Annotated in this window: 17 protein-coding genes and 2 pseudogenes; 5 read left to right on the top strand and 14 right to left on the bottom strand. The window is 63.7% G+C overall.

What is annotated here, in order from left to right; all coding sequences use genetic code 11:
* Positions 1 to 368: 368 nt before the first annotated feature.
* On the bottom strand, positions 369 to 764 hold the full coding sequence (locus P0D84_RS29130; protein WP_408342345.1) for a PaaI family thioesterase: 396 nt from the start codon (positions 762 to 764) through the stop codon (positions 369 to 371).
* Positions 765 to 1,108: 344 nt separating this feature from the next.
* On the opposite strand from P0D84_RS29130, the gene P0D84_RS29125 reads away from it, so the two are divergent.
* Entirely contained in the window at positions 1,109 to 2,338 is a 1,230-nt protein-coding gene (locus P0D84_RS29125; protein ID WP_408342343.1) for an MFS transporter, read from the top strand.
* A 1,014-nt stretch (positions 2,339 to 3,352) separates the two neighbouring features.
* On the top strand, positions 3,353 to 3,613 hold the full coding sequence (locus P0D84_RS29120; RefSeq protein WP_408342341.1) for a BON domain-containing protein: 261 nt from the start codon (positions 3,353 to 3,355) through the stop codon (positions 3,611 to 3,613).
* Positions 3,614 to 3,615: 2 nt separating this feature from the next.
* Here the strand turns inward: P0D84_RS29120 and P0D84_RS29115 are convergent, their stop codons facing one another.
* From P0D84_RS29115 to P0D84_RS29100, 4 genes are all read right to left on the bottom strand, one after another.
* Positions 3,616 to 4,770 (bottom strand): acetate/propionate family kinase, encoded by a 1,155-nt coding sequence (locus P0D84_RS29115; RefSeq protein ID WP_408342339.1) that lies wholly within the window; start codon positions 4,768 to 4,770, stop codon positions 3,616 to 3,618.
* A 12-nt stretch (positions 4,771 to 4,782) separates the two neighbouring features.
* Positions 4,783 to 7,176 carry a phosphoketolase family protein gene (locus P0D84_RS29110; RefSeq protein ID WP_408342337.1) on the bottom strand — a complete coding sequence of 798 codons (2,394 nt, stop codon included), beginning with the start codon at positions 7,174 to 7,176 and terminating at the stop codon, positions 4,783 to 4,785.
* A gap of 372 nt (positions 7,177 to 7,548) precedes the next feature.
* Positions 7,549 to 7,758: a hypothetical protein gene (locus P0D84_RS29105; protein ID WP_408342335.1), complete on the bottom strand. Its 210-nt coding sequence runs from the start codon at positions 7,756 to 7,758 to the stop codon at positions 7,549 to 7,551.
* A 32-nt stretch (positions 7,759 to 7,790) separates the two neighbouring features.
* Positions 7,791 to 7,913 carry a hypothetical protein gene (locus P0D84_RS29100; RefSeq protein ID WP_408342333.1) on the bottom strand — a complete coding sequence of 41 codons (123 nt, stop codon included), beginning with the start codon at positions 7,911 to 7,913 and terminating at the stop codon, positions 7,791 to 7,793.
* Positions 7,914 to 8,233: 320 nt separating this feature from the next.
* Here P0D84_RS29100 and P0D84_RS29095 point away from each other — a divergent pair, with 320 nt between their 5' ends.
* Positions 8,234 to 8,359 carry a hypothetical protein gene (locus P0D84_RS29095; protein ID WP_408342331.1) on the top strand — a complete coding sequence of 42 codons (126 nt, stop codon included), beginning with the start codon at positions 8,234 to 8,236 and terminating at the stop codon, positions 8,357 to 8,359.
* Between the two features lie 95 nt (positions 8,360 to 8,454).
* Entirely contained in the window at positions 8,455 to 8,997 is a 543-nt protein-coding gene (locus P0D84_RS29090; RefSeq protein WP_408342329.1) for an ankyrin repeat domain-containing protein, read from the top strand.
* On the opposite strand, the gene P0D84_RS29085 is transcribed toward P0D84_RS29090, so the two are convergent.
* From P0D84_RS29085 to P0D84_RS29050, 8 genes and pseudogenes are all read right to left on the bottom strand, one after another.
* Entirely contained in the window at positions 8,994 to 9,686 is a 693-nt protein-coding gene (locus P0D84_RS29085; protein WP_408342327.1) for an HAD family hydrolase, read from the bottom strand. The genes P0D84_RS29090 and P0D84_RS29085 overlap by 4 nt on opposite strands.
* Positions 9,687 to 9,701: 15 nt before the next feature.
* A pseudogene (gene gnd / locus P0D84_RS29080) lies at positions 9,702 to 10,805 on the bottom strand (phosphogluconate dehydrogenase (NAD(+)-dependent, decarboxylating)); the annotation flags it as partial.
* 268 nt (positions 10,806 to 11,073) lie between these two features.
* Positions 11,074 to 13,572: a xanthine dehydrogenase family protein molybdopterin-binding subunit gene (locus tag P0D84_RS29075; protein ID WP_408342325.1), complete on the bottom strand. Its 2,499-nt coding sequence runs from the start codon at positions 13,570 to 13,572 to the stop codon at positions 11,074 to 11,076.
* A gap of 260 nt (positions 13,573 to 13,832) precedes the next feature.
* Positions 13,833 to 14,288 (bottom strand): annotated as a pseudogene (locus tag P0D84_RS29070) ((2Fe-2S)-binding protein); the annotation flags it as partial.
* The gene (locus P0D84_RS29065) at positions 14,285 to 15,661 is read right to left on the bottom strand and encodes a c-type cytochrome (protein ID WP_408342323.1); all 1,377 of its coding nucleotides are present in this window, start codon (positions 15,659 to 15,661) and stop codon (positions 14,285 to 14,287) included. The pseudogene P0D84_RS29070 and the gene P0D84_RS29065, both read right to left, overlap by 4 nt.
* Positions 15,662 to 15,879: 218 nt before the next feature.
* Complete coding sequence (locus P0D84_RS29060) at positions 15,880 to 17,202, bottom strand: sugar efflux transporter (RefSeq protein WP_408342321.1); 1,323 nt, start codon at positions 17,200 to 17,202, stop codon at positions 15,880 to 15,882.
* Positions 17,203 to 17,375: 173 nt separating this feature from the next.
* The gene (locus tag P0D84_RS29055) at positions 17,376 to 17,849 is read right to left on the bottom strand and encodes a hypothetical protein (RefSeq protein ID WP_408346095.1); all 474 of its coding nucleotides are present in this window, start codon (positions 17,847 to 17,849) and stop codon (positions 17,376 to 17,378) included.
* 124 nt (positions 17,850 to 17,973) lie between these two features.
* The gene (locus P0D84_RS29050; RefSeq protein WP_408342319.1) at positions 17,974 to 18,351 is read right to left on the bottom strand and encodes a DUF2628 domain-containing protein; all 378 of its coding nucleotides are present in this window, start codon (positions 18,349 to 18,351) and stop codon (positions 17,974 to 17,976) included.
* Between the two features lie 225 nt (positions 18,352 to 18,576).
* Here P0D84_RS29050 and P0D84_RS29045 point away from each other — a divergent pair, with 225 nt between their 5' ends.
* The gene (locus P0D84_RS29045; protein ID WP_408342317.1) at positions 18,577 to 18,897 is read left to right on the top strand and encodes a thioredoxin family protein; all 321 of its coding nucleotides are present in this window, start codon (positions 18,577 to 18,579) and stop codon (positions 18,895 to 18,897) included.
* Positions 18,898 to 19,073: 176 nt separating this feature from the next.
* Here the strand turns inward: P0D84_RS29045 and P0D84_RS29040 are convergent, their stop codons facing one another.
* Positions 19,074 to 20,096 (bottom strand): alpha/beta hydrolase, encoded by a 1,023-nt coding sequence (locus tag P0D84_RS29040; RefSeq protein WP_408342315.1) that lies wholly within the window; start codon positions 20,094 to 20,096, stop codon positions 19,074 to 19,076.
* Between the last annotated feature and the right edge of the window lie 130 nt (positions 20,097 to 20,226).

The following is a 20,226-nucleotide window of genomic DNA, read 5'->3' as shown; positions in this document are numbered from 1 at the left end:
TTCAAACGGAGCGAAGCACAGCCAATACACGTGCGATGACGGTTCGGTAGAGCGAGGCAGCCAACACACGTGCGATGACGGTTCGGTAGACCGAGGCAGCCAACACACGAGCAATGACGGTTCGGTAGACCGAGGCAGCCAACACACGTGCGATGACGCTTCGGTAGAGCGAGGCAGCCAACACACGAGCGGTGACACTTCAGTAGAGCGAAGCCCAGCCAACACACGCACGAGGACGGTTCAGTAAGGCGAGGCGCAGCGAGGAACCGTGATGCACGACCGGGATGCGCGTGTCAGGCTGGGTGACCGACACAAGCGACGAAAGGCCGGAGCTTCTGGCCGATCGCCTTTCAAACTCTTCAATCTATTCAACGCGTCCCGGAGTATTTGAACGTGCCTTGCGCGCTGGCGATCAGCAGCTTGTCGTCCACCCACGCTTCGCTACGCGAGAAGAAAATCGAGCGTCCCTGACGCTCCAGGAAGCCCTTCGCGGTCACCGATTCGCCGAGTCCCTTGTCGAGATAGTTGGTGGTCAGCGAGAGCGTGAAGGCGTGCCGTACCGGCTGCCCTGCTTCGGCAAAAACCCCCGCATATCCCGCTGCCGCATCGAGCAAGGTCGCGATCGCGCCGCCTTGCAGCACGCCTTGGCGATTCAGTTTGCTGGCATCGATCGGCATATACAGTTCGGCATAGCCGTCACGCCATTGCGTTAACCGCACGCCGAGCGATTCGAGAAACGGGTTGTCGATGGGAAAGTCGGACATGTGCTGGCCTTTGTGTCATCAGTGAAGAATGCGGAGCGCGCACGGCGGCGCTTCACGAGCTCTCAGCATACCAGGGTTGTCCGCCGGTCGTTGGTTGTGCGGGCGCAGGTTTTATCGTCCAGGGCTACTGCCATAGTGAGCCGATCTCGATTGCCGGCATGCTTCATCAACCTCGTTTGCTGGGATTGACGAATGGACATCGCTCATTGGGCCATGCGATTGGCCTATTCATCAATCCGCTCCATCAGCCGACTTCGCCGGCTCGATTCCGTGCGCTCAGGCACAATCGTTCTTTCGCCGCTTCCGGCCCAATGTGTCTACAACCCGTTTCACATCTTGCCTCGATGAGTCCAGCCACACCCCCTGACGGCGCGCCGCACTGGCAGCGCAATCTCTATGTCTGCCTGTTCGGCTCCTTCACGACGATCGTCGCGATGACCCTGCTGCTGCCCTTCCTGCCGCTCTATGTGCAGCAGCTTGGCGTGCATTCGGCGGCGGCCGCCGTGCAATGGTCGGGCATCGCGTTCGGTGCGACGTTCCTTGCCGCCGCCCTCGTGTCGCCGCTGTGGGGGCGCATGGCCGACCGCTATGGACGCAAGCTGATCCTGATTCGAGCGAGCCTCGGCATGGCCGTCGTGATGTCTTTGCTCGGGCTCGCGCAGAATGTCTGGCAACTGGTCGGCCTGCGCTTTCTGGCGGGCCTCGTCGGCGGTTATGCGTCGGGCGCCACCGTGATGATCGCCACGCAAACGCCACGCGGACGCACTGGCTGGGCGCTCGGCACGCTGGCCTCGGGCGTGATGGCGGGCAATCTCGTCGGCCCGCTGATCGGCGGCGCGCTACCGCCGCTGATCGGCATTCGCAATACGTTTTTTATCGCCGGAGCGATGATTTTCTGCGCTTTCATTGCGACGACGCTGCTCGTCAAGGAGCAACCGCTCGCGCGCTCGCGCTCGACATCGCACGAACCCGATGCGGCGACTGGCTGGGCCAGCGTGCCGGATCTGCGCCCGGTGCTCGCGATGCTGTTCACCGCCGGGCTGCTGATGTTCGCCAACATGTCGATCGAGCCGATCATCACCGTCTATGTCGGCCAGCTCGTGCACGACGCGAGGCACGTGACGCTGGTGTCGGGCTTTGTGATGTCGGCGTCGGCGTTGGGCAGCGTGCTGGCGGCCTCGCGTATCGGCCGCCTCGCCGACCGGATCGGGGCGCCGAAGGTGATCGTCGCATGCCTCGCGGTGTGTGCGGCCTTGCTGGTGCCGCAGGCGTTCGTTACCAGCGGCGTGCAACTCGTGGCGTTGCGCTTTTTGATGGGGCTCGCGCTGGCCGGCTTGTTGCCGTCGATTACCAGCGTGATCCGGCATAACGTGCCGGACCGTTCCGCCGGCTATATCCTCGGTTATGCGACCTCGGCGAATTACGCCGGACAGGTGGCCGGGCCGCTCGCGGGCGGCTTTGTCGGCGCGCACTTCGGTATGCAGTCGGTGTTTCTGATCACAAGCGGGCTGATGGTGTGTGGTGCGTTGCTGAACGGATGGGTGTTTGGAGGGGGGGCGTCGCACGGCGAATAGCTGGGGTTGGGGCACGCCTGCGGCGGTGGGCTTTTCCTTGATCTGGCTCTTTGGCCTTTCCTTGAATTGATATTGGTCTATTAGCGTCGCCCCTGTGCGGGGCGGCACTTACTTTCTTTGCCGCCGCAAAGAAAGATAAGCAAAGAAAGCGGCTCACCCCGCTAATTCTTAAGCGGGGCCCCCGCACAGTCGCGGTAGTGGTACATCTGGAATCTGTGTTCTCGCACATTCGCCGTAAGTGACAAAGCACTCATATTTCCCGCCTCGCACTGCGCGCTCGCCGGAAGGGTTCATCTGGCAAACCAAGAGCTTCGTTCGTCTGCAGCAAGAGCCGTCAGCTTCGCCTCGGCGTGACGCCTCCGCACTCATACTCAATTCGCCACTTCGAACAAAACGTCTGTGTGTTGCAATTGCCTCTGCAATTGCTTCTGCCTCTGTCCCTGCCTCTGGCCGTTCTACGGCATTAGGAACAGCCGTAATCCTGCCCCGATTCTGCGACGGCGCGCCACGATTCCGAACAAAACGCGGGAGCACGAACACGGTGGGCGGTTTAGTGAAGTACCGCTTCGGCGCGCGTAGCGCCGCCGGAGGTATGACGCCCTTGTCACTCACGCAAAATGTGCGAGGGCACGGATTCCAGATGCACCACTACCGGGACTGTGCGGGGGCCCCGCTTATGAGCTGGCGGGTTGAGCCGCTTTCTTTGCTTATCTTTCTTTGCGGCGGCAAAGAAAGTAAGTGCCGCCCCGCACAGGGGCAACGCTAATAGACCACTATCAATTCAAGGGAAGGCCAACACCATAGGCAAACAGACACTAAGCGCCGAGCAGGCCCCCAACTAAAGCAAACCCCAACACCGCAGGCAAAACAGACGAACAAGCGCCGCGCAGGCAAAGATCGCAAGCAAACCCCAACGCCGTAGGCAAACATCCGAACAAGCCCTCCGCACGGACAAAAAACCCCCACCCCAAATCTGCTACTGTTCCCCAACACCACCTCGCACTGGAACCCAAAATGCCGACCCACCACTCCCGCGCCCACAATCCAGCAACCGCACGCCGAACCGACTCGCAAATCGCCGCCGAAGCAAAAACCCGCCTAACCTGGGACGCCGCCATCCCCAAAAACGCAATAAAAGTCAAAGTCTCCCACGGCCGCATCAAGCTACTAGGCGAACTTAACCATGAACAGCAAAGAACCGCGGCACTCGAAGACGTCACCCGCCTGTTCGGCGTAACAGCCGTCCTCGACCACACCACAATAAAACAACCATAATCTCAGCCAGTCCCGCCCAACATCACTCGACAATGCCTCGCAATCTGCTTCTCCTCCTCCGTATGAATCGCCCTCACCTTCCCCGCCGAGTCCCCGTCCGATAGCCCCAAAAACGCCAGCCCCTCGCACACCCGCTTGCGTATCTCCTCACTGTGCTCACCGATTCCCCCCGTGAACACCAGCAAATCGATCCCGCCCAGCAAAGCCGCATAAGCGCCAATCGTCTTGCGCACGGCAGTCGCAAATGCATCCAGCGCCAGCGAAGCATTCGCATCACCCGCCGCCGCGCGTTTCTCCAGCGCCTGCATATCGCTCTCGCCATCGGCGAAACCGGCCAGCCCGCTTTGACGATTCAACAGCGTCTCCAGCGCATCCGCATCGAGCTTCTCCACCCGCATCAGATACAGCAGCACGCCCGGATCGAGGTCGCCGCTGCGCGTGCCCATTGGCACACCGCCGGTCGGCGTCAAACCCATCGACGTATCCACGGATTTGCCATCCCGCAAGGCACACAAACTCGATCCGTTGCCCAGATGCGCGAACACCGCTCGCGGCGGCAAAGCGGCGCCAAGCCGCGTCACCAGCGACTCATACGACAGCCCATGAAAACCGTAGCGAATCACGCCGGCCTCCACATAACGGCGCGGCAATGCAAGCTGCGCCGCGCGCGGTGGCAGCGTCGCATGAAACGCCGTATCGAAGCAGGCGAAATGCTCTGCATCGGCAAAGATCGCCGACGCCTCGTCGATCAACACCAGCGCGGGCGGAATATGCAACGGCGCGAAGTGCACGGCGTCCTGCAAACGTTGCCGGACTTCCGGCGTCAAGCGCTGATGCGTTCGCAGATGCGGCCCGCCATGCACCACGCGATGTCCCACCGCCCTGGGCCGCTCGTGGTTCTGCTCCTCGAGGACCCGCGCGAGCTTCTGCAACGCGTCGGTCTGCGACTCCAGCAGCTGGTCCTGCTGCACCAGCACGCGGCCGTCGGGCGACTTGATCCGCAAGCTGCCATCGCCTCGTCCGATGCCTTCGGCGCTGCCTTCCAGTAGCAAGGATTCGTCATCGCCCGAATGCGTGAACAGCCCGAACTTCAGCGACGACGAACCGCTGTTCAACACGAGAATCGTGGGTTCGTCAGTCTGCTTATGCGTCTCCATATCGAGCCTCGCTCAGCCTTTCCACGTCCAGTTGCGGATCTCTTCCTTGTCGATGCCCTCGGCATGCGCATACGCAAGATGTTCGATAACCTGCCCGCGCAGCCACTCTTTGGCGTGATCGCCGACGCCGCGCAGCGCCGGTACGCGATCGATCACGTCGATAGCCAGCGAGAACCGGTCGACCTGGTTGATGATCGCCAGCTCGAGCGGGGTATTGATGTTGCCTTTCTCGTGGTAGCCGTGCACATGCAGGTTGTCGTGATTGGTGCGGTTATACGTCAGCTTGTGCACCAGCGACGCATACGAATGAAAGTTGAAAATCACCGGCTTGCTGGTGGTGAACAACGAATCGAAATCACGATCCGAGAGGCCGTGCGGATGCGCATTTTCAGGCATCAGGCGGAACAGATCGACCACGTTGACAAAGCGGATCTTCAGGTCGGGAAAGCGCTCCTTCAAGATCTGCACAGCCGCCAGCGCTTCCATCGTCGCGATGTCGCCCGCGCAGGCCATCACCACGTCCGGCTCAACGCCTTGATCCGTGGACGCCCAATCCCAGATGCCGATCCCCTTGGTGCAATGGATGACGGCCGAATCCATGTCGAGATACTGCAGATGCGGCTGCTTGTCGGCGACGATCACATTGACGTAATCGCGCGATCTCAAGCAATGGTCGGCGACGCTGAGCAGGCAGTTGGCGTCCGGCGGCAGATAAATACGCACCACGTCGGGGCTCTTGTTGGTGACGACATCGAGAAAGCCGGGGTCCTGGTGCGTGAAGCCGTTGTGATCCTGGCGCCACACCAGCGACGTAATCAACAGGTTGATCGACGGCACCGGTTGCCGCCAGCCGAGATCGCGTTTCGCTTTCTCCAGCCACTTGGCGTGCTGGTTGAACATGGAATCGATCACGTGGACGAACGCTTCATAGGTCGCGAAAAGCCCGTGGCGTCCAGTCAGCACGTAACCTTCGAACCAGCCTTCGAGCGTGTGCTCGCTCAGCATCTCCATCACGCGGCCGTCCACCGAGAGTTCGCCGCCGTCGGCGTCGCTTGTCATGGTTTCGGCCAGCCAGGTTTTCTCCGAGGCCTCATAGATGGCCGTCAGCTTGTTGCTGGCGGTTTCATCGGGGCCGAAGACGCGGAAGTTCGTCATGTTCCTGCGCATCACGTCGCGTAGAAACGTGCCGAGCACCTCAGTGGGCGACGTGTACGAGCCGGCAGGCTTTTTCACCGTCACCGCGTAGTCGCGAAACGCCGGCAGGTCGAGCGTTTTGCACAGCATGCCGCCATTCGCATGCGGATTGGCGCTGATGCGGCGCGTGCCTTCGGGCGCCAGTTCGCGCAGTTCTTCGATCAGACGCCCGGCTTCGTCGAATAGCGACTCCGGTTCATAACTGCGCAGCCAGTTCTCGACCAGCTTCAGACTCTTGCTATTGGTGACCGGATCGAGCACCGGCACCTGATGCGCACGCCATGAACCTTCCACCTTATGACCGTCGACTTCCTTCGGCCCGGTCCAGCCTTTCGGCGAGCGCAGCACGATCATCGGCCAGCGCGGCCGTGTGGCGTCATTGGCCTCGCGCGCATGCTGCTGGATCGCCCGGATTTCGCCGACGCATTGTTCGAGCGTCGCGGCCATTTGTTGATGCATGGTGTCCGGATCGTCGCCCTCGACGAAATACGGCGTGTGGCCGTAGCCGGTCAGCAAGGCCTCGAGTTCCTCGCGGGGAATCCGCGCGAGGATCGTCGGATTGGCGATCTTGTAGCCGTTCAGATGCAGGATCGGCAACACCGCGCCGTCGCGAATCGGGTTGAGGAACTTGTTCGAGTGCCAGGAGGTGGCGAGCGGGCCGGTTTCCGCCTCGCCGTCGCCGACCATTACCGCGACGATCAGATCGGGGTTGTCGAATGCGGCGCCATAGCCATGCGACAGGCTATAGCCGAGTTCGCCGCCTTCGTGAATCGAGCCCGGTGTTTCGGGTGTGCAATGCGAGCCGATCCCGCCGGGAAACGAAAACTGCCGGAAGAAGCGTTGCATGCCAGCTTCGTCCTCGCTGCGGTCGGGATAGATTTCCGAGTAATGGCCTTCGAGGTAGCAATGGGCCAGCGTGGCAGGCGCGCCATGGCCCGGGCCTGCGATATAGATCACGTTCAGATCGAGTTTCCTGATCAGCCGGTTCAGATGCACCAGCAGGAAGCTCTGTCCAGGATCCGAGCCCCAATGGCCGAGCAAACGGTTCTTGATATGTTCGGGTTTGAGCGGTTCGCGCAACAGCGGGTTGTCGCGCAGGTAGATCATGCCGGCCGAGAGGTAATTGCAGGCGCGCCAGTAGCGATCCATCTTGCGCAACGTATCGGGCTCAAGGGTTTGCGGCGGGGTCGGACGGGAGGGTGCTTCGGCCATGGCGTCACTCCTTGGAAAGGACTGTCAGGCAGGTTAGCGGGTGCTGCAGCGGTTGTTCCTGACGCGGCCGGCGGAGAAAAACCAGCCATGCCGGCCGTCCTGTCATGCGCATGACATCAGGCAAGCGTAGCGCCAAAGGCCCGTGACGCATGGCTTGGGAGATCGGCCGGGGATCGTCAGGGGGTGTGACAGGAAGCGCGCGTCATGGTTCGACGCGATCGTCCACAGCTTGATCCTGCGACGCGCGTGCATCGCTTTCGTGTGTGCGGCAGGCGCAGATAGTGTAGCGGCCGGTCCGATTGCCGGCCCGAGCAATGGCTAGTGCCCGCTCGACTCTTCGTACGTTCGTACGCTGGTGTTCAGTTGCAGGCGTTAACCCTGCTGCTCCTTATCGTCGCGTTGCGGCGGCCGGTAGCGCCATTTGCTGGCATTGGGATCGTTGCGCGCGTCGTCTTGCTCGCGTTGCTCGGCGCGCGCTTCATCAGCGCGACCGAGTTCGGCGCGCCGGTCGCGCACGGCGCTGGGCGAATCGGCTTGACGTGCCGGCGACGGCGCGCGCCGCTGAGAGGGTAGTGGTGACATGGAGCTTCCCTTTTTTGAGGAGGTGGGACGAATCAATGTTTCTTGCCCGTCCAGCGGCGGTCGGGGCGATGCAGAAGACGAAGCTGACGCAGGTACATCGACGCGCCGAACAGCAGCGCCGTGCCGGCCACGATGCCCCAGATTGCGGATGTCATGATTTTTCCTTTAGCCCGCGGCCCGCACAGCATTTGATTACCTGCAACGTGACGGTGGGCAACCGATTGCGCGCGTGGCGGATGTTGAACGGACCTGATGCACCGACCCGCTCATGCCGCGCGCCAAGCAAGGATCATGCGCTCATCTGGCGGACGTGTCTGTACGCTGTTGGACAGTCGGCGCGCTGGCGGCCGCCACGCTTGCGCTAGACTTTAAGCGAGCATTAAGTAAATGCGATTAAGCTCCTGCCGCCAAGTGCGCGACGGCGGAACGCATCCGGCGCTCCTGTACTGCTCACTCATTATTCTGAACCACCTCCATGCCGACACCCAGCCGCCTCAAAGCCCCCCTGATTCTCGCTCTCACGCTCGCGCTGTTGTGCGCCGGCGTCGCCGTGCTCGTCGGCGTGTTCGGCCTGCTGGTCAAACTGGTGAGCCTTGCCTAGCATGCTGCCGGGCGGGCGTCCGCGGCGCGGAATGTGTATCCTGATGGATCTTCCCGGTGCCGTCTCGGCGGCCAGAATCATTGCAAGGAGATTCCATGACGAACCACGCTGAACCTTCCCCGCCCGCCAAACCGGAGATAGATCCAGATCTGCTCGAAGTGGCGCAAGAAGTTTTCGACCTCGCACGGCGCGGCGATGCCGCGATGCTCGCCGCGGTGATCGAAAAAGGCGTGCCACCGAATCTGCGCAACGACAAGGGTGACAGTCTCGTGATGCTGGCGAGCTATCACGGCCATGCGGATGCGGTGCGCACCCTGCTCGAGCGCGGGGCCGATCCGGATCTGCGCAACGATAATGGCCAGACACCGATTGCGGGCGCCGCGTTCAAGGGTTTCACCGCCGTCATTGAAACCTTGCTCGCGCATGGCGCCGACGTTGAAGGCCCCTCGCCGGATGGCCGCACCGCACTGATGATTGCCGCGATGTTCAATCGCACCGAGATCATGGATTTGCTGATTGCCCACGGCGCGGATCCCAAGGCTCGCGATGCCAACGGCGTCACGGCTATGGACGCCGCCGGCAGGATGGGAGCCGGGGATGCGCAAGCGCGTTTGAAGGAACTGGGCCAAAAGCCTTAACCCTTCCCGCTCAAAACCTCATCCAGATCCAACTCGGCCAACTCCCCAATCCGCTCGACTGTCACATCCGCGGGCGGATTACTCGCAATCTCCTTGGGATCGAATGCATAGTGCCCCTGGCGAGGAAAGACGGTAGTCAACTTCTCGCCCCAGGCCTTCTTCATGGCGCTCAGAATCCGCAGTTTGTCATCCACCATAACGTAGTGCCTGGCCGGATAACACTCCATCACCTGATCGAGCATCTGCTCTTTATGGATGTAGATCAAAACCCGCCCTTCGACCTCCTCCCATAAGCCCGAGCGGGCAATCTTGCGCGGCTGGAACACGACGTCCCCGTCGGACAGGATCACTGCGGGCCCGCGCTTCGACACATGCCGGATCGTATCCAACGCCCCCGGATACAGACGGTTCGCAAACGGATAATCAATCAGAAACGACGACATCAACAGCAGGCGCGTGTCGCGCGGGTGTTCCTGCCGATACCGTTGCAACGCGCCCAGGTAATCGGCGTAGCCAAGCTCCGAGCGCAAGTCTTCGAAAATTTCCCAATACCGTACGCTGTTCTGCTCGCCGAATTCCCGCATCATGTGCGCGCGCAGGTCCGCCAGCACATGATCGTTGTCCAGCAACGTGTTATCGCAATCGAACAGAAACACGACGTCGTGAGGGGGGGCGTTAGCGGTATCCATGGCGTCTCCGGTGAATCAGCGCTTCGTTCCGTCGACCGGCGTGGCCGGTTTCTCGACGTGACCGCCGAAGTCATTGCGCATGGCCGACAACACCCGGTTCGCGAAATCCGCCTCGCCGCGCGAGCTGAAACGCGCGAATAGCGCGGCGCTCAGCACGGGCGTCGGCACACCTTCGTCGATCGCCGCGGCCACCGTCCAGCGCCCTTCGCCTGAATCCGATACGCGTCCTGTGTAGTTCGTCAGATCGGCGTCGCTGACGAGCGATCCTGCTATCAGGTCCAGCAACCACGAACCGATCACGCTGCCGCGCCGCCATACCTCGGTAACCTCGGCGAGATTCAGGTTGTATTGGTAAAGCTCGGGACGGCGCAGCGGCGAGGTTTCGGCATCGGCTTCGCGCGCCTGTTTGCCGGCGTCGGCGTGGCGCAAAATGTTCAGGCCCTCGGCATACGCGGCCATCACGCCGTACTCGATGCCGTTATGGACCATCTTCACAAAGTGCCCCGCGCCCTGTGGACCGCAATGCAGGAAACCCTGATCGGCCGTACTCTCGCCGGCGCTACGGCCCGGTGTGGCCGGTGCGGAGCCCGCGCCCGGCGCGAGCGTCGAGAAAATCGGTTCGAGCCGCTGCACGACCTCGGCCTCGCCGCCGATCATCAGACAATAACCGCGCTCACGTCCCGCGACGCCGCCGCTCGTGCCGACGTCCACATAGTGCAGCTGACGCTTGGCCAGATCGGCGCCGCGGCGAATGTCGTCGTGGTAATAGGAGTTGCCGCCGTCAATGACGATGTCGCCCGGTTCCAGCAAGGGCACGAGGTTCTCGAGCGTCTTGTCGACGACGGCCGCCGGCACCATCAGCCACACCGCTCGCGGTTTCTCCAGCTGCGCGATCAGGTCTGCGAGCGATGTTGCGCCCGCGACACCATCCTGTTTCAGCTTTTCCACCGCGGCCGGTTGCACGTCGTAAGCGATACATTGCTGACCGCCCTTCGTCAGGCGTCGCACCATGTCGGCGCCCATGCGCCCCAATCCAATCATGCCTAGCTGCATATCTCGCTCCGGTAAGTAGCTCGTTGCGCTGCTCGATCTGTTTCGCTGTGTTTCCGTATGTCCGTATGTTGCGCCACGCCGTGTGCTTCATCCGCGGCAAGTGGCTCTCCTAACTGTAGTTGCCTTCGCGTGATCCGACGGACACACGGTAGCAGCCTCGCGTCACCGATGCAGCAAATCGGGCATGCCCGGCTGCACCAGAGACGATACGCCTCTTTGCAGAGATTTTGCGCCGCCTGAAGTTCCAATCGTGCGTTGATGCGAGCCGTAATCGGGACGAATATTTCTATTTTGCCGACTTAATTCTTACATTTCCCATTTTGCATGCAAGCGCTTATGTTTCCAACGCGGCCTTCAAACGCGTACCGGCAAGCGGCAGTTCGCGCAGGCGCGCGCCAGTCGCATCGGCGATCGCATTCGCCAGCACGGCCGCGCCCGGCCCCTGCGCCGCCTCACCGACACCCAGAAACGGTAAGCCGGGCCGGTCGATCAGATGGACTTCGAGCACCTTCGGCATCGACGAAAACCGCATGATCGGATACGTGCTCCAGTCGAAACTGGTGATGCGGCGCGTGTCGAAGGTGGTTTGCTCGTAGAGCGTCCAGCTCGCCGTTTGCAGGATGCCGCCCTCGGCCTGGTTGCGCACACCATCCGGATTGACGATCTGCCCGCAGTCGATCGCCGCCACCACGCGCTCGATGTGCACCTCGCCGGTATCGCGCTCGACCGACACCTCCATCGCGATCGCGAAGTAAGCCATCAGGTTTTTGTATTGCGCGAAGGCGAAGCCCGTGCCACGGGTTCCATTCGTGCCGTTCGCGCCAACGACGCCTTGCGCGCCTCCGCTGCCGCCTTGCGGCGCATGCGCCAAGCCGCCCTGTTGCGTTCGCGGCTGCCAGCCGAAGCGGCGCGCCGCCAACTGGATCACATCGCGCGCCCGGGGATCGTCCAGATGCTTCAGACGAAACGCGACCGGATCGGCCTGCGCCGCGAGCGCCAGTTCGTCCATGAAACTCTCGATCGCGAACACGTTCATGTGCGCGCCGAGCGAGCGCATCGCGGAGACGCGGATCGGCATCGACGGAATGAAGTGATGCCGCACGCGCAGGTTCGGCACGCGATAAAGCGGAATGCTGTTACGGTCGCCGCCGCCTTCGGGCATGGGGATCGGTTTGGGCGGCGCGGGCGTGAAGGGTCGCGCGAGCAGCGTGGCGGGCAGCAGGCGGCCGGCGTTGTCGATACGGTTGTTGTGTGTATTGCTCCACAGCTCGTAATTCCATTCGACGATGCTGCCCGATGCGTCGAGCGATGCACTCGCTTCCACCGTCATCGCCGGCGCGAACGGTTCCCACGTGTGTTCCTGCTCGCGCATCAACTGCACGCGAACCGGCCGGCCCGGCAGCGCGCGGGCAATGAGGGCGGCGTCGGCGGCGACATCGTCCGCGCCGTTGTGGCCATAGCAGCCTGAGCCTTCCACGTGGATGCAGCGCACGGTGTCCGGCGGCATCGACAGCATTTCCGCGAGGCCCGCGCGCAGCGGATAGACGCCTTGTGTATGCGTCCAGATTGTCATCGTGTCTTTTGCGCTGGTCGTGTCTTTTGTGCCGGTCGTGTCTTTTGCGCCGGTCGTGTCTTTTGCGGCGGTCGTGTTTTTTGCGCCGGTCGTGTCTTTTGCGCCGGTCGTGTCCTTTCCGCCATTCGTGTCCTTTGCCCCCGTCGCGCCATTGGTGCCGTTCGCGCCGTTCGCGCCATTCGTCAGCTGCGCGAGCGCGCAGGCGGGGCCGATCGAGCCGTGCGTGAGATACGGTTTGCGGTAACGCGCCCGAAGCGTTTGCGCGGCGGCGGCCGCCGTGCCGTGCTGGTCCGCAACCGCAATCTCCTGCACGGGCAGGTGCATCAAGGTTTGATGAATCGTCGCCAGCTCGGGCAATGGCGGTCCGGCATGCCATCGCGCAGCTTCGGTCAGCGCGCGCATTGCCAGCACGGCGCGCCACTCATCGTCGGCGACGACGGCGAGGTAGCTGCCGTCACGGATCACCTTCACGACGCCCGGCATCTTTTCAACCGCCGACGTGTCGACCGAAGCGAGCGTCGCGCCATAAGCAGGCGGCCGCACGACACGCGCGTGCAGCATCCCGGGCAGCCGCATGTCCTGCACGTAGCTCGGGTCGCCGGTGACTTTGCCCGGTATGTCGACACGCGGCAGCGTGCGTCCCACCACCTGAAAACGCGCCGGTGCCTTGAGCGGCACGCCGGGTTGCGCGTCCTGATGCAGATTCACGCCGGCCACGGCGTCGCCATACGAAAGACGCCGGCCGTCCGGGGCGACGATCATGCCCGCCTCGGTCGACAGTTGCGCGGCGTCCACGCCGAGTTGCGTCGCCGCGGCTTGCAGCAGCAGCGCGCGGACCTGCGCGGCGGCGTTGAAAATCGCGGTGCCGCTGTCGGCCATCGAATGACTGCCGGCGGTATAACCTTCGTTCGGCGTCGCGCCGGTGTCGGCGGTGACGATCGAAATCGCCTGCGGCGCGAGGTCGAGTTGCTCGGCCGCGAGTTGCAGAAACGCCGTGCGGATGCCCGTGCCGAGCTCGGCCTTGCCGGTGCAGACGGTGACCTTGCCCTGTGCGTCGAGCTTGATCCAGGCGTCGAGCGGCGGGGTCGTTTTCAGGCTGCCCGGCAGCGCCGGCGCGGCGGCGGCGAAGGTGCCGGCTTCGGTGGTGCTGGATTGCGGCCACGCGCGTTCGGGCCGCAGCAGGGTGAAGCTGACCAGCAGCGCGCCGCCACTCGCGAGGAAGCGCCGGCGTCCGGCGTCGACGGCGTCGTCGTGGCTCATGACGGCGTTCCTTCGAATGCCGAAGGCACGGCGGCGCTGGAGAATGTGCCGCAGTGCGCCTCGCCTGCCGCAGCGGTGCCGGCGTGAGCCTCGGCTGCCGCAGCGGTGTTGGCATGCGTCTCGGCTGCCGCAGCCGTGCCGGCATGCGCTCCGGCTCCGGCAGCGGTGCCGGCATGCGCCTCGCCTACGGCAGCGGTGCCGGCGTGAGCTTCGGCATGTGCAATGGCCGCAGCGGAACTGTCGGCACGCGCGTCAAGCCCCACGCCACCCGCCTGCCGGATCGCCGCGACGATGCGCATATGCGTGCCGCAGCGGCACAGATTCGGCTGCATGTGGCGGCGAATCTGCTCGTCGCCCGGCGATGGTGTGTGATCCAGCAATGTCTGCGCGCGCACCAGCATCCCCGCGATGCAGTAGCCGCACTGCGCCGCCTGCTGATCGATGAAGGCCTGCTGCAAGCGGCCCGGATGCGCGGCCGTCCCCAGTCCTTCGACAGTCCGCACCGGACGTTCGCCCACCGCCACGACTGGCAGCAGACACGAAAACACCGCCTCGCCGCCGACCATCACCGTGCAGGCGCCGCACTGTCCCAAGCCGCAGCCGAACTTCGCGCCGTTCAGTTGCAACTGATTGCGCAGGACGTAGAGCAGCGGCGTCGACGGATCGATCTCGAGCGTGTGCCGCACATTGTTGACGGTAAGCGTGACGGCACTCATGGCTGACGGCTCTCCTTGCGAATCCGGGCGACCGCGGCCGCGTCGAGCGACGGCCACGGCTCGCGCGTGCTGAAGCGGGCGCGGGTGTAGTTGGCGAGATCGGCGATCTGCGCATCGGTGAAGAGTTGCGCGTACGGCGGCATGAAGTGGGCAGACGTGCTGCCCTGCCAGCCGATGCCGTCGAGAATCATTCGCAGTGCGTTGCGCGGGCTGTCCGCATTCACCGCCGTGCCTTGCGCGAGCGAGGGACGCTCGCCGTTCGTCGACATCGGCGCGGATGCGCCATGGCACGACGCGCAGGCGGTGGCAAAGAGCGTCGCGCCGGGCAGCGTGGCGGCTTGCGCCTGAGGGGGTGGTTCTACCGGTCTTTCCGCTGTTTGCGACGCGGCTTGCGCCGGCAGCGCGCTCAACTGAACGCGCGCGGGCGTTTGCAGCGACAACAGATAAACCGCGATCGCCTCGACGTCCTCATGGGTTGCGCCCGCAAGCGTTTCGGTCACCGGCCGCATCGGCCCGGCGGCAGCACCGTGCTCGCTGGCGAGCCCGCTGCGCAGATAGTCGACGAGTTGTTCCCTGGTCCATGGCGTGGGCGCCTGCAACAGCGCGGTCAGCGGCGGTGCGTCCCAGCCGTCGATCGTGCCGCCTTGCAGTGCTGCTTTGCGCTTCTCCGCGCCGAGCAGGTTCAACGGCGTGTGGCATGCGGCGCAATGGCCGAGACCGTCGACGAGATAGCGTCCGCGCTGCCATTGCGGGTCGTGGAGGTTCGTCGCGTTTAGCGTGTTTTGCGCTGCGGCATTTGCGACACCTATAGAACCTGCCGGGCTATCAGGCGCATCGAGCGCTTCAGGTCCCGGATGCAGATACAGCAAATTCCATCCCGCGATCAGTGGGCGGAAGTTCAGCGGAAAGATCAGCTTGTTCGACGGCGCTGTGGCGCGCACCGGGTCGCGGCTCATCAGATACGCGTAGACGGCGGCGATGTCGGCATCGCTCATCCGCGTGTAGTGCACGTAGGGAAAGGCGGGATACAGCAAATGGCCGTCGCGTGAGACGCCGTGGCGCATCGCCCGCGTGAATGCAGCAAGTGTCCAGCTGCCGATGCCGGTTTCGGTGTCCGGCGTGATGTTGGTCGAGTAAATCGTGCCGAACGGTGTGTTCAGCGCGCGGCCGCCGGCGAACGGTGCACTGTCCGGCGCGCTATGGCACACGATGCAATCGCCCACCGCCGCGAGTCGCGAGCCGAGCGTGATCTGCGCGGTATCAAGGCTCTGTGGTGCGGGCGGCGGCGCTGGTTCGATCGCCCGCTCCCCAGCGCGCGACAGCGCCGCCGCGCCAATGAGCGCAATGGCAACGAGAACGGCAAGTCCTTTCATCGAACCTCCGCACGGTGGCATCGAGCATGAGTAAGGCGCTCAGCAAAATGCGTGCCGCTGGTGGATTGCGAGTCACCGGTTGGCTCATCGCAGCCCAACTGCTGGCCGGCGGCAAATCAACAACCGCAGGGCCGCAGCACGCCAACTGCTGAGCAAAGGCAAGTCAACTGCAGGCCAACCGCAAGCCAACTGCGTGTCAACCGCCCCCGCCGCAGGCCCTATCGCCGCCGTGCCTGCAGCTTCCCATATTGTGTGCGCGCGAAACGCCGCACCGCGCGCCACATCTGCGGATAGCGGTAACCCGGCACGGCGAACAGCACCAGCGCGCAAAGCGCCAGCAAGCCGCAGAACAGGAACGTGCCGCGATAGCTGAATGCCTGGACCAGCAACCCCGACAATACACCGGAGAGAATCGAACCGACCCGCGCCGCGTTGAAGAACAGCGCGGTCGCGCGGCCCGGCGCCAGCGGCATCAGATCCTGCACGTAGACCATGCCGAGGCAGGAGGTCACCGCGACCACGAACGCATTGAGCATTTGCATCGGAATCAGCACGTGGACAGTCCCCGCCAGCGACATGCCGACGAAATACACCGCGTGAACCGCGGCGCAGGCGGCCAGCCAGTTGGGCTTGTGCAGCGTCGACGACTTCGCGCCGAGCGCGAGCATCATCGGAATCTCCATCAAGGCGCCGAGACCGAGCATGACCGACACGTCCAGATGCGTGCCGTTCAGACCGTGCACGATGTAAAGCGGCAACACGATCATCGTGGCGTTGGCGGCGAGACCGAGCAAAGTAAGCGCGGCCACGGCACGGCGAATGTCGTTCGGCGAGGCGACGCCCGGCAGGTCCTCGTGGGCATCTTCGCCGGGCGCGGTCAGCGGCGGCACACTGATCGAGGCGGACGGCTCCGACGCCGTGTCTTCCACCGTGTGATCGCCCAGATGGCCTTGCGGCTCACGCATACGCCAGACGATGGTGGCGCAGGTCGCAAAACTCGCCGCCGCGAACAGGAAGAGCCCGTAGAAGCCGGCGCCGGCGAGCACCAGCGCGCCCACCGACGGCCCGAACACCCACGCCGCCGAAAGAATGGTCCGCAAGGTGGCGCTGGCGAACGCGCGTTCCGCGGGGTCCGGTACCGGCAGGGCCGCGCGGCTGAACGAGAACACCATCGAAATGGCCGAGCCGCCCGCGCCGATAAAGACAATGCCGACCGCCAGCAACAAACGGTAGTCTCGCACCACGCATAGACAGAGATAGCCGAGTGCGGCGGCCACCAGGGCCGCCAGCAACAATGGCCGATGCCGCCCGCTCGCATCGCTCCAACGGCCGGCGAAGGTGCTGGCGAGCACCCCGCTGGCGGCGATCAGCGTCATGAAGATGCCGAGCTTGAGCGGCGTCATGCCGGCGCGCTCGACGCCGAACAGCGACAGATACGGAGCGGTGAACGACATCGCCACCCCGAGCATGAGGGTGGCGGCGGCCAGCGGCTTGAAGCCAGGGATGTGCAGCAGGTCGAAAAAACGGGAGGTTTTCAACACGAGGGGCGGAGGGTCAGGGGAAGCGGGTCGGCAACGCGCGATGCGCGCCGCTGACTTCGTGGCCGGAACGACCGGGGCATTATCGTCCTGGTGTGCGGGCACGTAAACCCGCATTCCCCTCTCCCAAAAGCGCGTTGCGCGCCATTGCCAACGCGCTGGCGACGCAGACGCCGCTACTTGCCGTCCGTTGCGCGTATTTGCTGCGCTTGCGCCTTGTAATCGTAGGTCGGATAAAACTCGGTGCGATAGCCTCCCCATGCCGTCGTCTCGATGGCCCGATTGACTTCACGCAGACGGCTGGCCGGCACGCGCAGCGTGACCACCTGGCCTATGCCCATCATCACGTACCAGGACACGACCTCGATGCCTGGCGGCGGAAAGGTCTTGAAGAATCCTTGCGCGCGCAACTGGTCGTTGATTTTCGGCAGCGGCTTCGACTCGTCGTGACGCAGGAAGATGGTGAGCAGGAAGGTGTCGTCGGGCGCGCCGGCCGACCCTGCGGCAGACAGGGCGGCTTGCATGCCGGGTGCGGCTGGTGTGACCGGGACGCCCGGCGCCGGCGCGGCGGCGGGATCGGCGCTATGCGCAAGCGGCGCGGCACAGAGGGAGGCGATGACTGCCACGCAACGCACGCCGCGGCGCAGCATGTCGATAGGCGTGATAGGCGTGATAGACGGGGCGAACGTGCTTAAGGCAATGGCAATCGGCATCGGATGGCTCCTTGGCGGCGGGAAGAGACTCGGCTGCGTACTTCAAACTCGGCTGCGTACTTCAGGGGACTTGCTTAGGTGGACGCGCGTGAGTGGCTTGTTTAGCAACATCCACTCCCGTCAGACTGCCCTCGCCGGCCGGCGGCACGACGACGTATCCGCGCTGCTCGAGCGCCGAGCGGTGCCACTGGTTGCCATAGACACCACAGGCAATGCCGAACAGCACGGACAGCACCAGTCCGATCGTGCCGATCGTATCGCCCCACAAGCCGGAGAAAAACAGCAGCGTATTGACTGCCAGCATGATGAAAGCGGCAAACCACATTCTCTTCGACATGGCCCAGACGAAGCCCAACAGCAACGCGCCCCAACTGAAGCCGGTAGCGACCGCCACGATGTCGTCGCTGGCCGGATGCCGAAGGTAGATCTTGTTTGCCATTCCATTTTCCTGAACGCGAGGGTGCCGCTAGAGCGAATCTTGATGTTTAACATGTCGAGCTGACAACAACATGCGTTTGTGTGAAATTTGCGCGGCCAGGCACGCGCCCGCCCCACTGACGATCCCGGCCATAGCTGCTACTCTTTACCCCATCCACACGCGGCCGGGCGCCGCGCAAGCGAAAACCCGTGTCGGCCACGGTAAATGCATTGGAGCACCGCACTCATGGCAACCCTGACGCCCTACTCTTCTCAAGCACCCTCGCGAGCCGAGGTCGACGCCCTGCCCGGCGTCACGGTGATGGAATTCGGCACGAACTGGTGTGGCATCTGTCAGGGCGCGCAAGCGCCGATTGCCAAAGCCTTCGCACCGCATGCCGGCATCAGGCATCTCAAAGTGGAAGACGGCCCTGGCCGTCCGCTGGGCCGCTCCTTCAAGGTGAAACTCTGGCCCACGCTGATTTTCCTGCGCGATGGCGCCGAAGTCGCACGCGTCGTCCGTCCGGCTAACGCCACGGAGATCGCCGAGGCTTTCGCTTCGCTCTGAGCCTCACCCGCCAACCGCATAGCGGTCCGCGCGCCACGTCGGCGCCCGGCGGACCGCTTGCCTGAGTTCGATCAGGCTCGCGCGGCCGTGTCGCTGCCGCGCCCCCTCAAAACCAGACGCGCCACTCGCTTCAACCCAGGGTCAACCTGCAAACGGGCTGCTCCGTCGCGGCCTCATCAAAGCGGCGCCGCGCCAAACGCCTGACGTTGCGCCAACGACACGAAGGTCTGTGCATCGCGCGCCGCCTCCACCACCGCGGCCATGCCGAAGAATTCGTGCGTCGCGCCGCGGTAATTGCGATGCTCGACGGCGACGCCCGCGTTTTTCAGTTTCTCCGCGAGTTTCTCCCCGTCCGACCGTAACGGATCGATGCCGGCCGTCACCACCACAGCGGGCGGCAAACCTGACAGGTTGGCGCTGACCACGTCGATCAGCGGGCTGGTCAGATCGCTCTTGTCATTGATCACGTTGTGGACGAACCAGAGCATCATCGGCTTGTTCAGCGGTTTGGCGTTGCGATTCTCTTCATAAGAAATCGACACGATGTTGTTGCTCGCCACGGGATAGACCAGCGCCTGATGAATCGGCATCTGCAACCCCGTATCGCGCGCGTGGATCGACACGTTGATCGCCAGATTGCCGCCCGCGCTCTCGCCCATCACGGCAATCTTGCCCGGGTCGCCACCGAGACTCGCGGCGTTGTCCACCAGCCAGCGCCATGCGGCGAAGGCGTCCTCGTGCGCGGCCGGCAGCCGGTGCTCGGGGGCCTGCCGGTAATGCGCGGACACGACGATCGCGTTGCTCTGCGCGGCCATCGAGCGCGGCGTGGCATCGTAAGTGTCGAGATCGGCAATCACCCAGCCGCCGCCGTGGAAATACAGGATCACCGGAAACGGCGCTGCCCCTTGCGGCGTGTAGACCCGCGCCGGGTTGCTGCCGGCCGCACCGGGAATCATGATGTCCTGCGTGCGCACCGCTTCGAGTTCCGGCGACGGTCTCGAACTGTAGGCGGGATTGGTCATCAGCTGCTTGACGGCGTCCGCGGGCGTGGGCTGCTTTCTTGCCTCGGCGACCGAACAGTCTTCGATCGGTTTCGGATTGAGGCTCTTGAGTGCGTCGAGCACCGCTTTCATGTCGGGGTCGGCATGCCCCGTGGGATCCATGCCGACCATGCCTTTGATAGTGTCGCCGAGTGTCATGTCAAAGCTCCTGTGAGTGGGCCAACGGACCCATCGGAGGCTTTTCCAGCAGCGCTCGACAGCCGTGTGTGCCGTCACTTTTCAGCAAGCGTTATACCTGTGGAACGGCGCCTGTTGAACGGCACCTGCA

The organism is Paraburkholderia sp. RL17-337-BIB-A (genome assembly GCF_046025895.1).
Taxonomy (GTDB): domain Bacteria; phylum Pseudomonadota; class Gammaproteobacteria; order Burkholderiales; family Burkholderiaceae; genus Paraburkholderia; species Paraburkholderia fungorum_C.
This window is presented reverse-complemented; position numbering and strand designations above follow the sequence as displayed.

Coding starts and splice junctions, on each gene's coding strand:
- P0D84_RS29125 (WP_408342343.1), top strand. CDS start 1,109: ATGAGTCCAGCCACACCCCCTGACGGCGCGCCGCACTGGCAGCGCAAT.
- P0D84_RS29055 (WP_408346095.1), bottom strand. CDS start 17,849: ATGCTGCGCCGCGGCGTGCGTTGCGTGGCAGTCATCGCCTCCCTCTGT.
- P0D84_RS29100 (WP_408342333.1), bottom strand. CDS start 7,913: ATGACATCCGCAATCTGGGGCATCGTGGCCGGCACGGCGCTGCTGTTC.
- P0D84_RS29065 (WP_408342323.1), bottom strand. CDS start 15,661: ATGAAAGGACTTGCCGTTCTCGTTGCCATTGCGCTCATTGGCGCGGCG.
- P0D84_RS29130 (WP_408342345.1), bottom strand. CDS start 764: ATGTCCGACTTTCCCATCGACAACCCGTTTCTCGAATCGCTCGGCGTG.
- P0D84_RS29045 (WP_408342317.1), top strand. CDS start 18,577: ATGGCAACCCTGACGCCCTACTCTTCTCAAGCACCCTCGCGAGCCGAG.
- P0D84_RS29095 (WP_408342331.1), top strand. CDS start 8,234: ATGCCGACACCCAGCCGCCTCAAAGCCCCCCTGATTCTCGCTCTCACG.
- P0D84_RS29040 (WP_408342315.1), bottom strand. CDS start 20,096: ATGACACTCGGCGACACTATCAAAGGCATGGTCGGCATGGATCCCACG.
- P0D84_RS29120 (WP_408342341.1), top strand. CDS start 3,353: ATGCCGACCCACCACTCCCGCGCCCACAATCCAGCAACCGCACGCCGA.
- P0D84_RS29075 (WP_408342325.1), bottom strand. CDS start 13,572: ATGAGCCACGACGACGCCGTCGACGCCGGACGCCGGCGCTTCCTCGCG.
- P0D84_RS29085 (WP_408342327.1), bottom strand. CDS start 9,686: ATGGATACCGCTAACGCCCCCCCTCACGACGTCGTGTTTCTGTTCGAT.
- P0D84_RS29115 (WP_408342339.1), bottom strand. CDS start 4,770: ATGGAGACGCATAAGCAGACTGACGAACCCACGATTCTCGTGTTGAAC.
- P0D84_RS29050 (WP_408342319.1), bottom strand. CDS start 18,351: ATGGCAAACAAGATCTACCTTCGGCATCCGGCCAGCGACGACATCGTG.
- P0D84_RS29110 (WP_408342337.1), bottom strand. CDS start 7,176: ATGGCCGAAGCACCCTCCCGTCCGACCCCGCCGCAAACCCTTGAGCCC.
- P0D84_RS29090 (WP_408342329.1), top strand. CDS start 8,455: ATGACGAACCACGCTGAACCTTCCCCGCCCGCCAAACCGGAGATAGAT.
- P0D84_RS29105 (WP_408342335.1), bottom strand. CDS start 7,758: ATGTCACCACTACCCTCTCAGCGGCGCGCGCCGTCGCCGGCACGTCAA.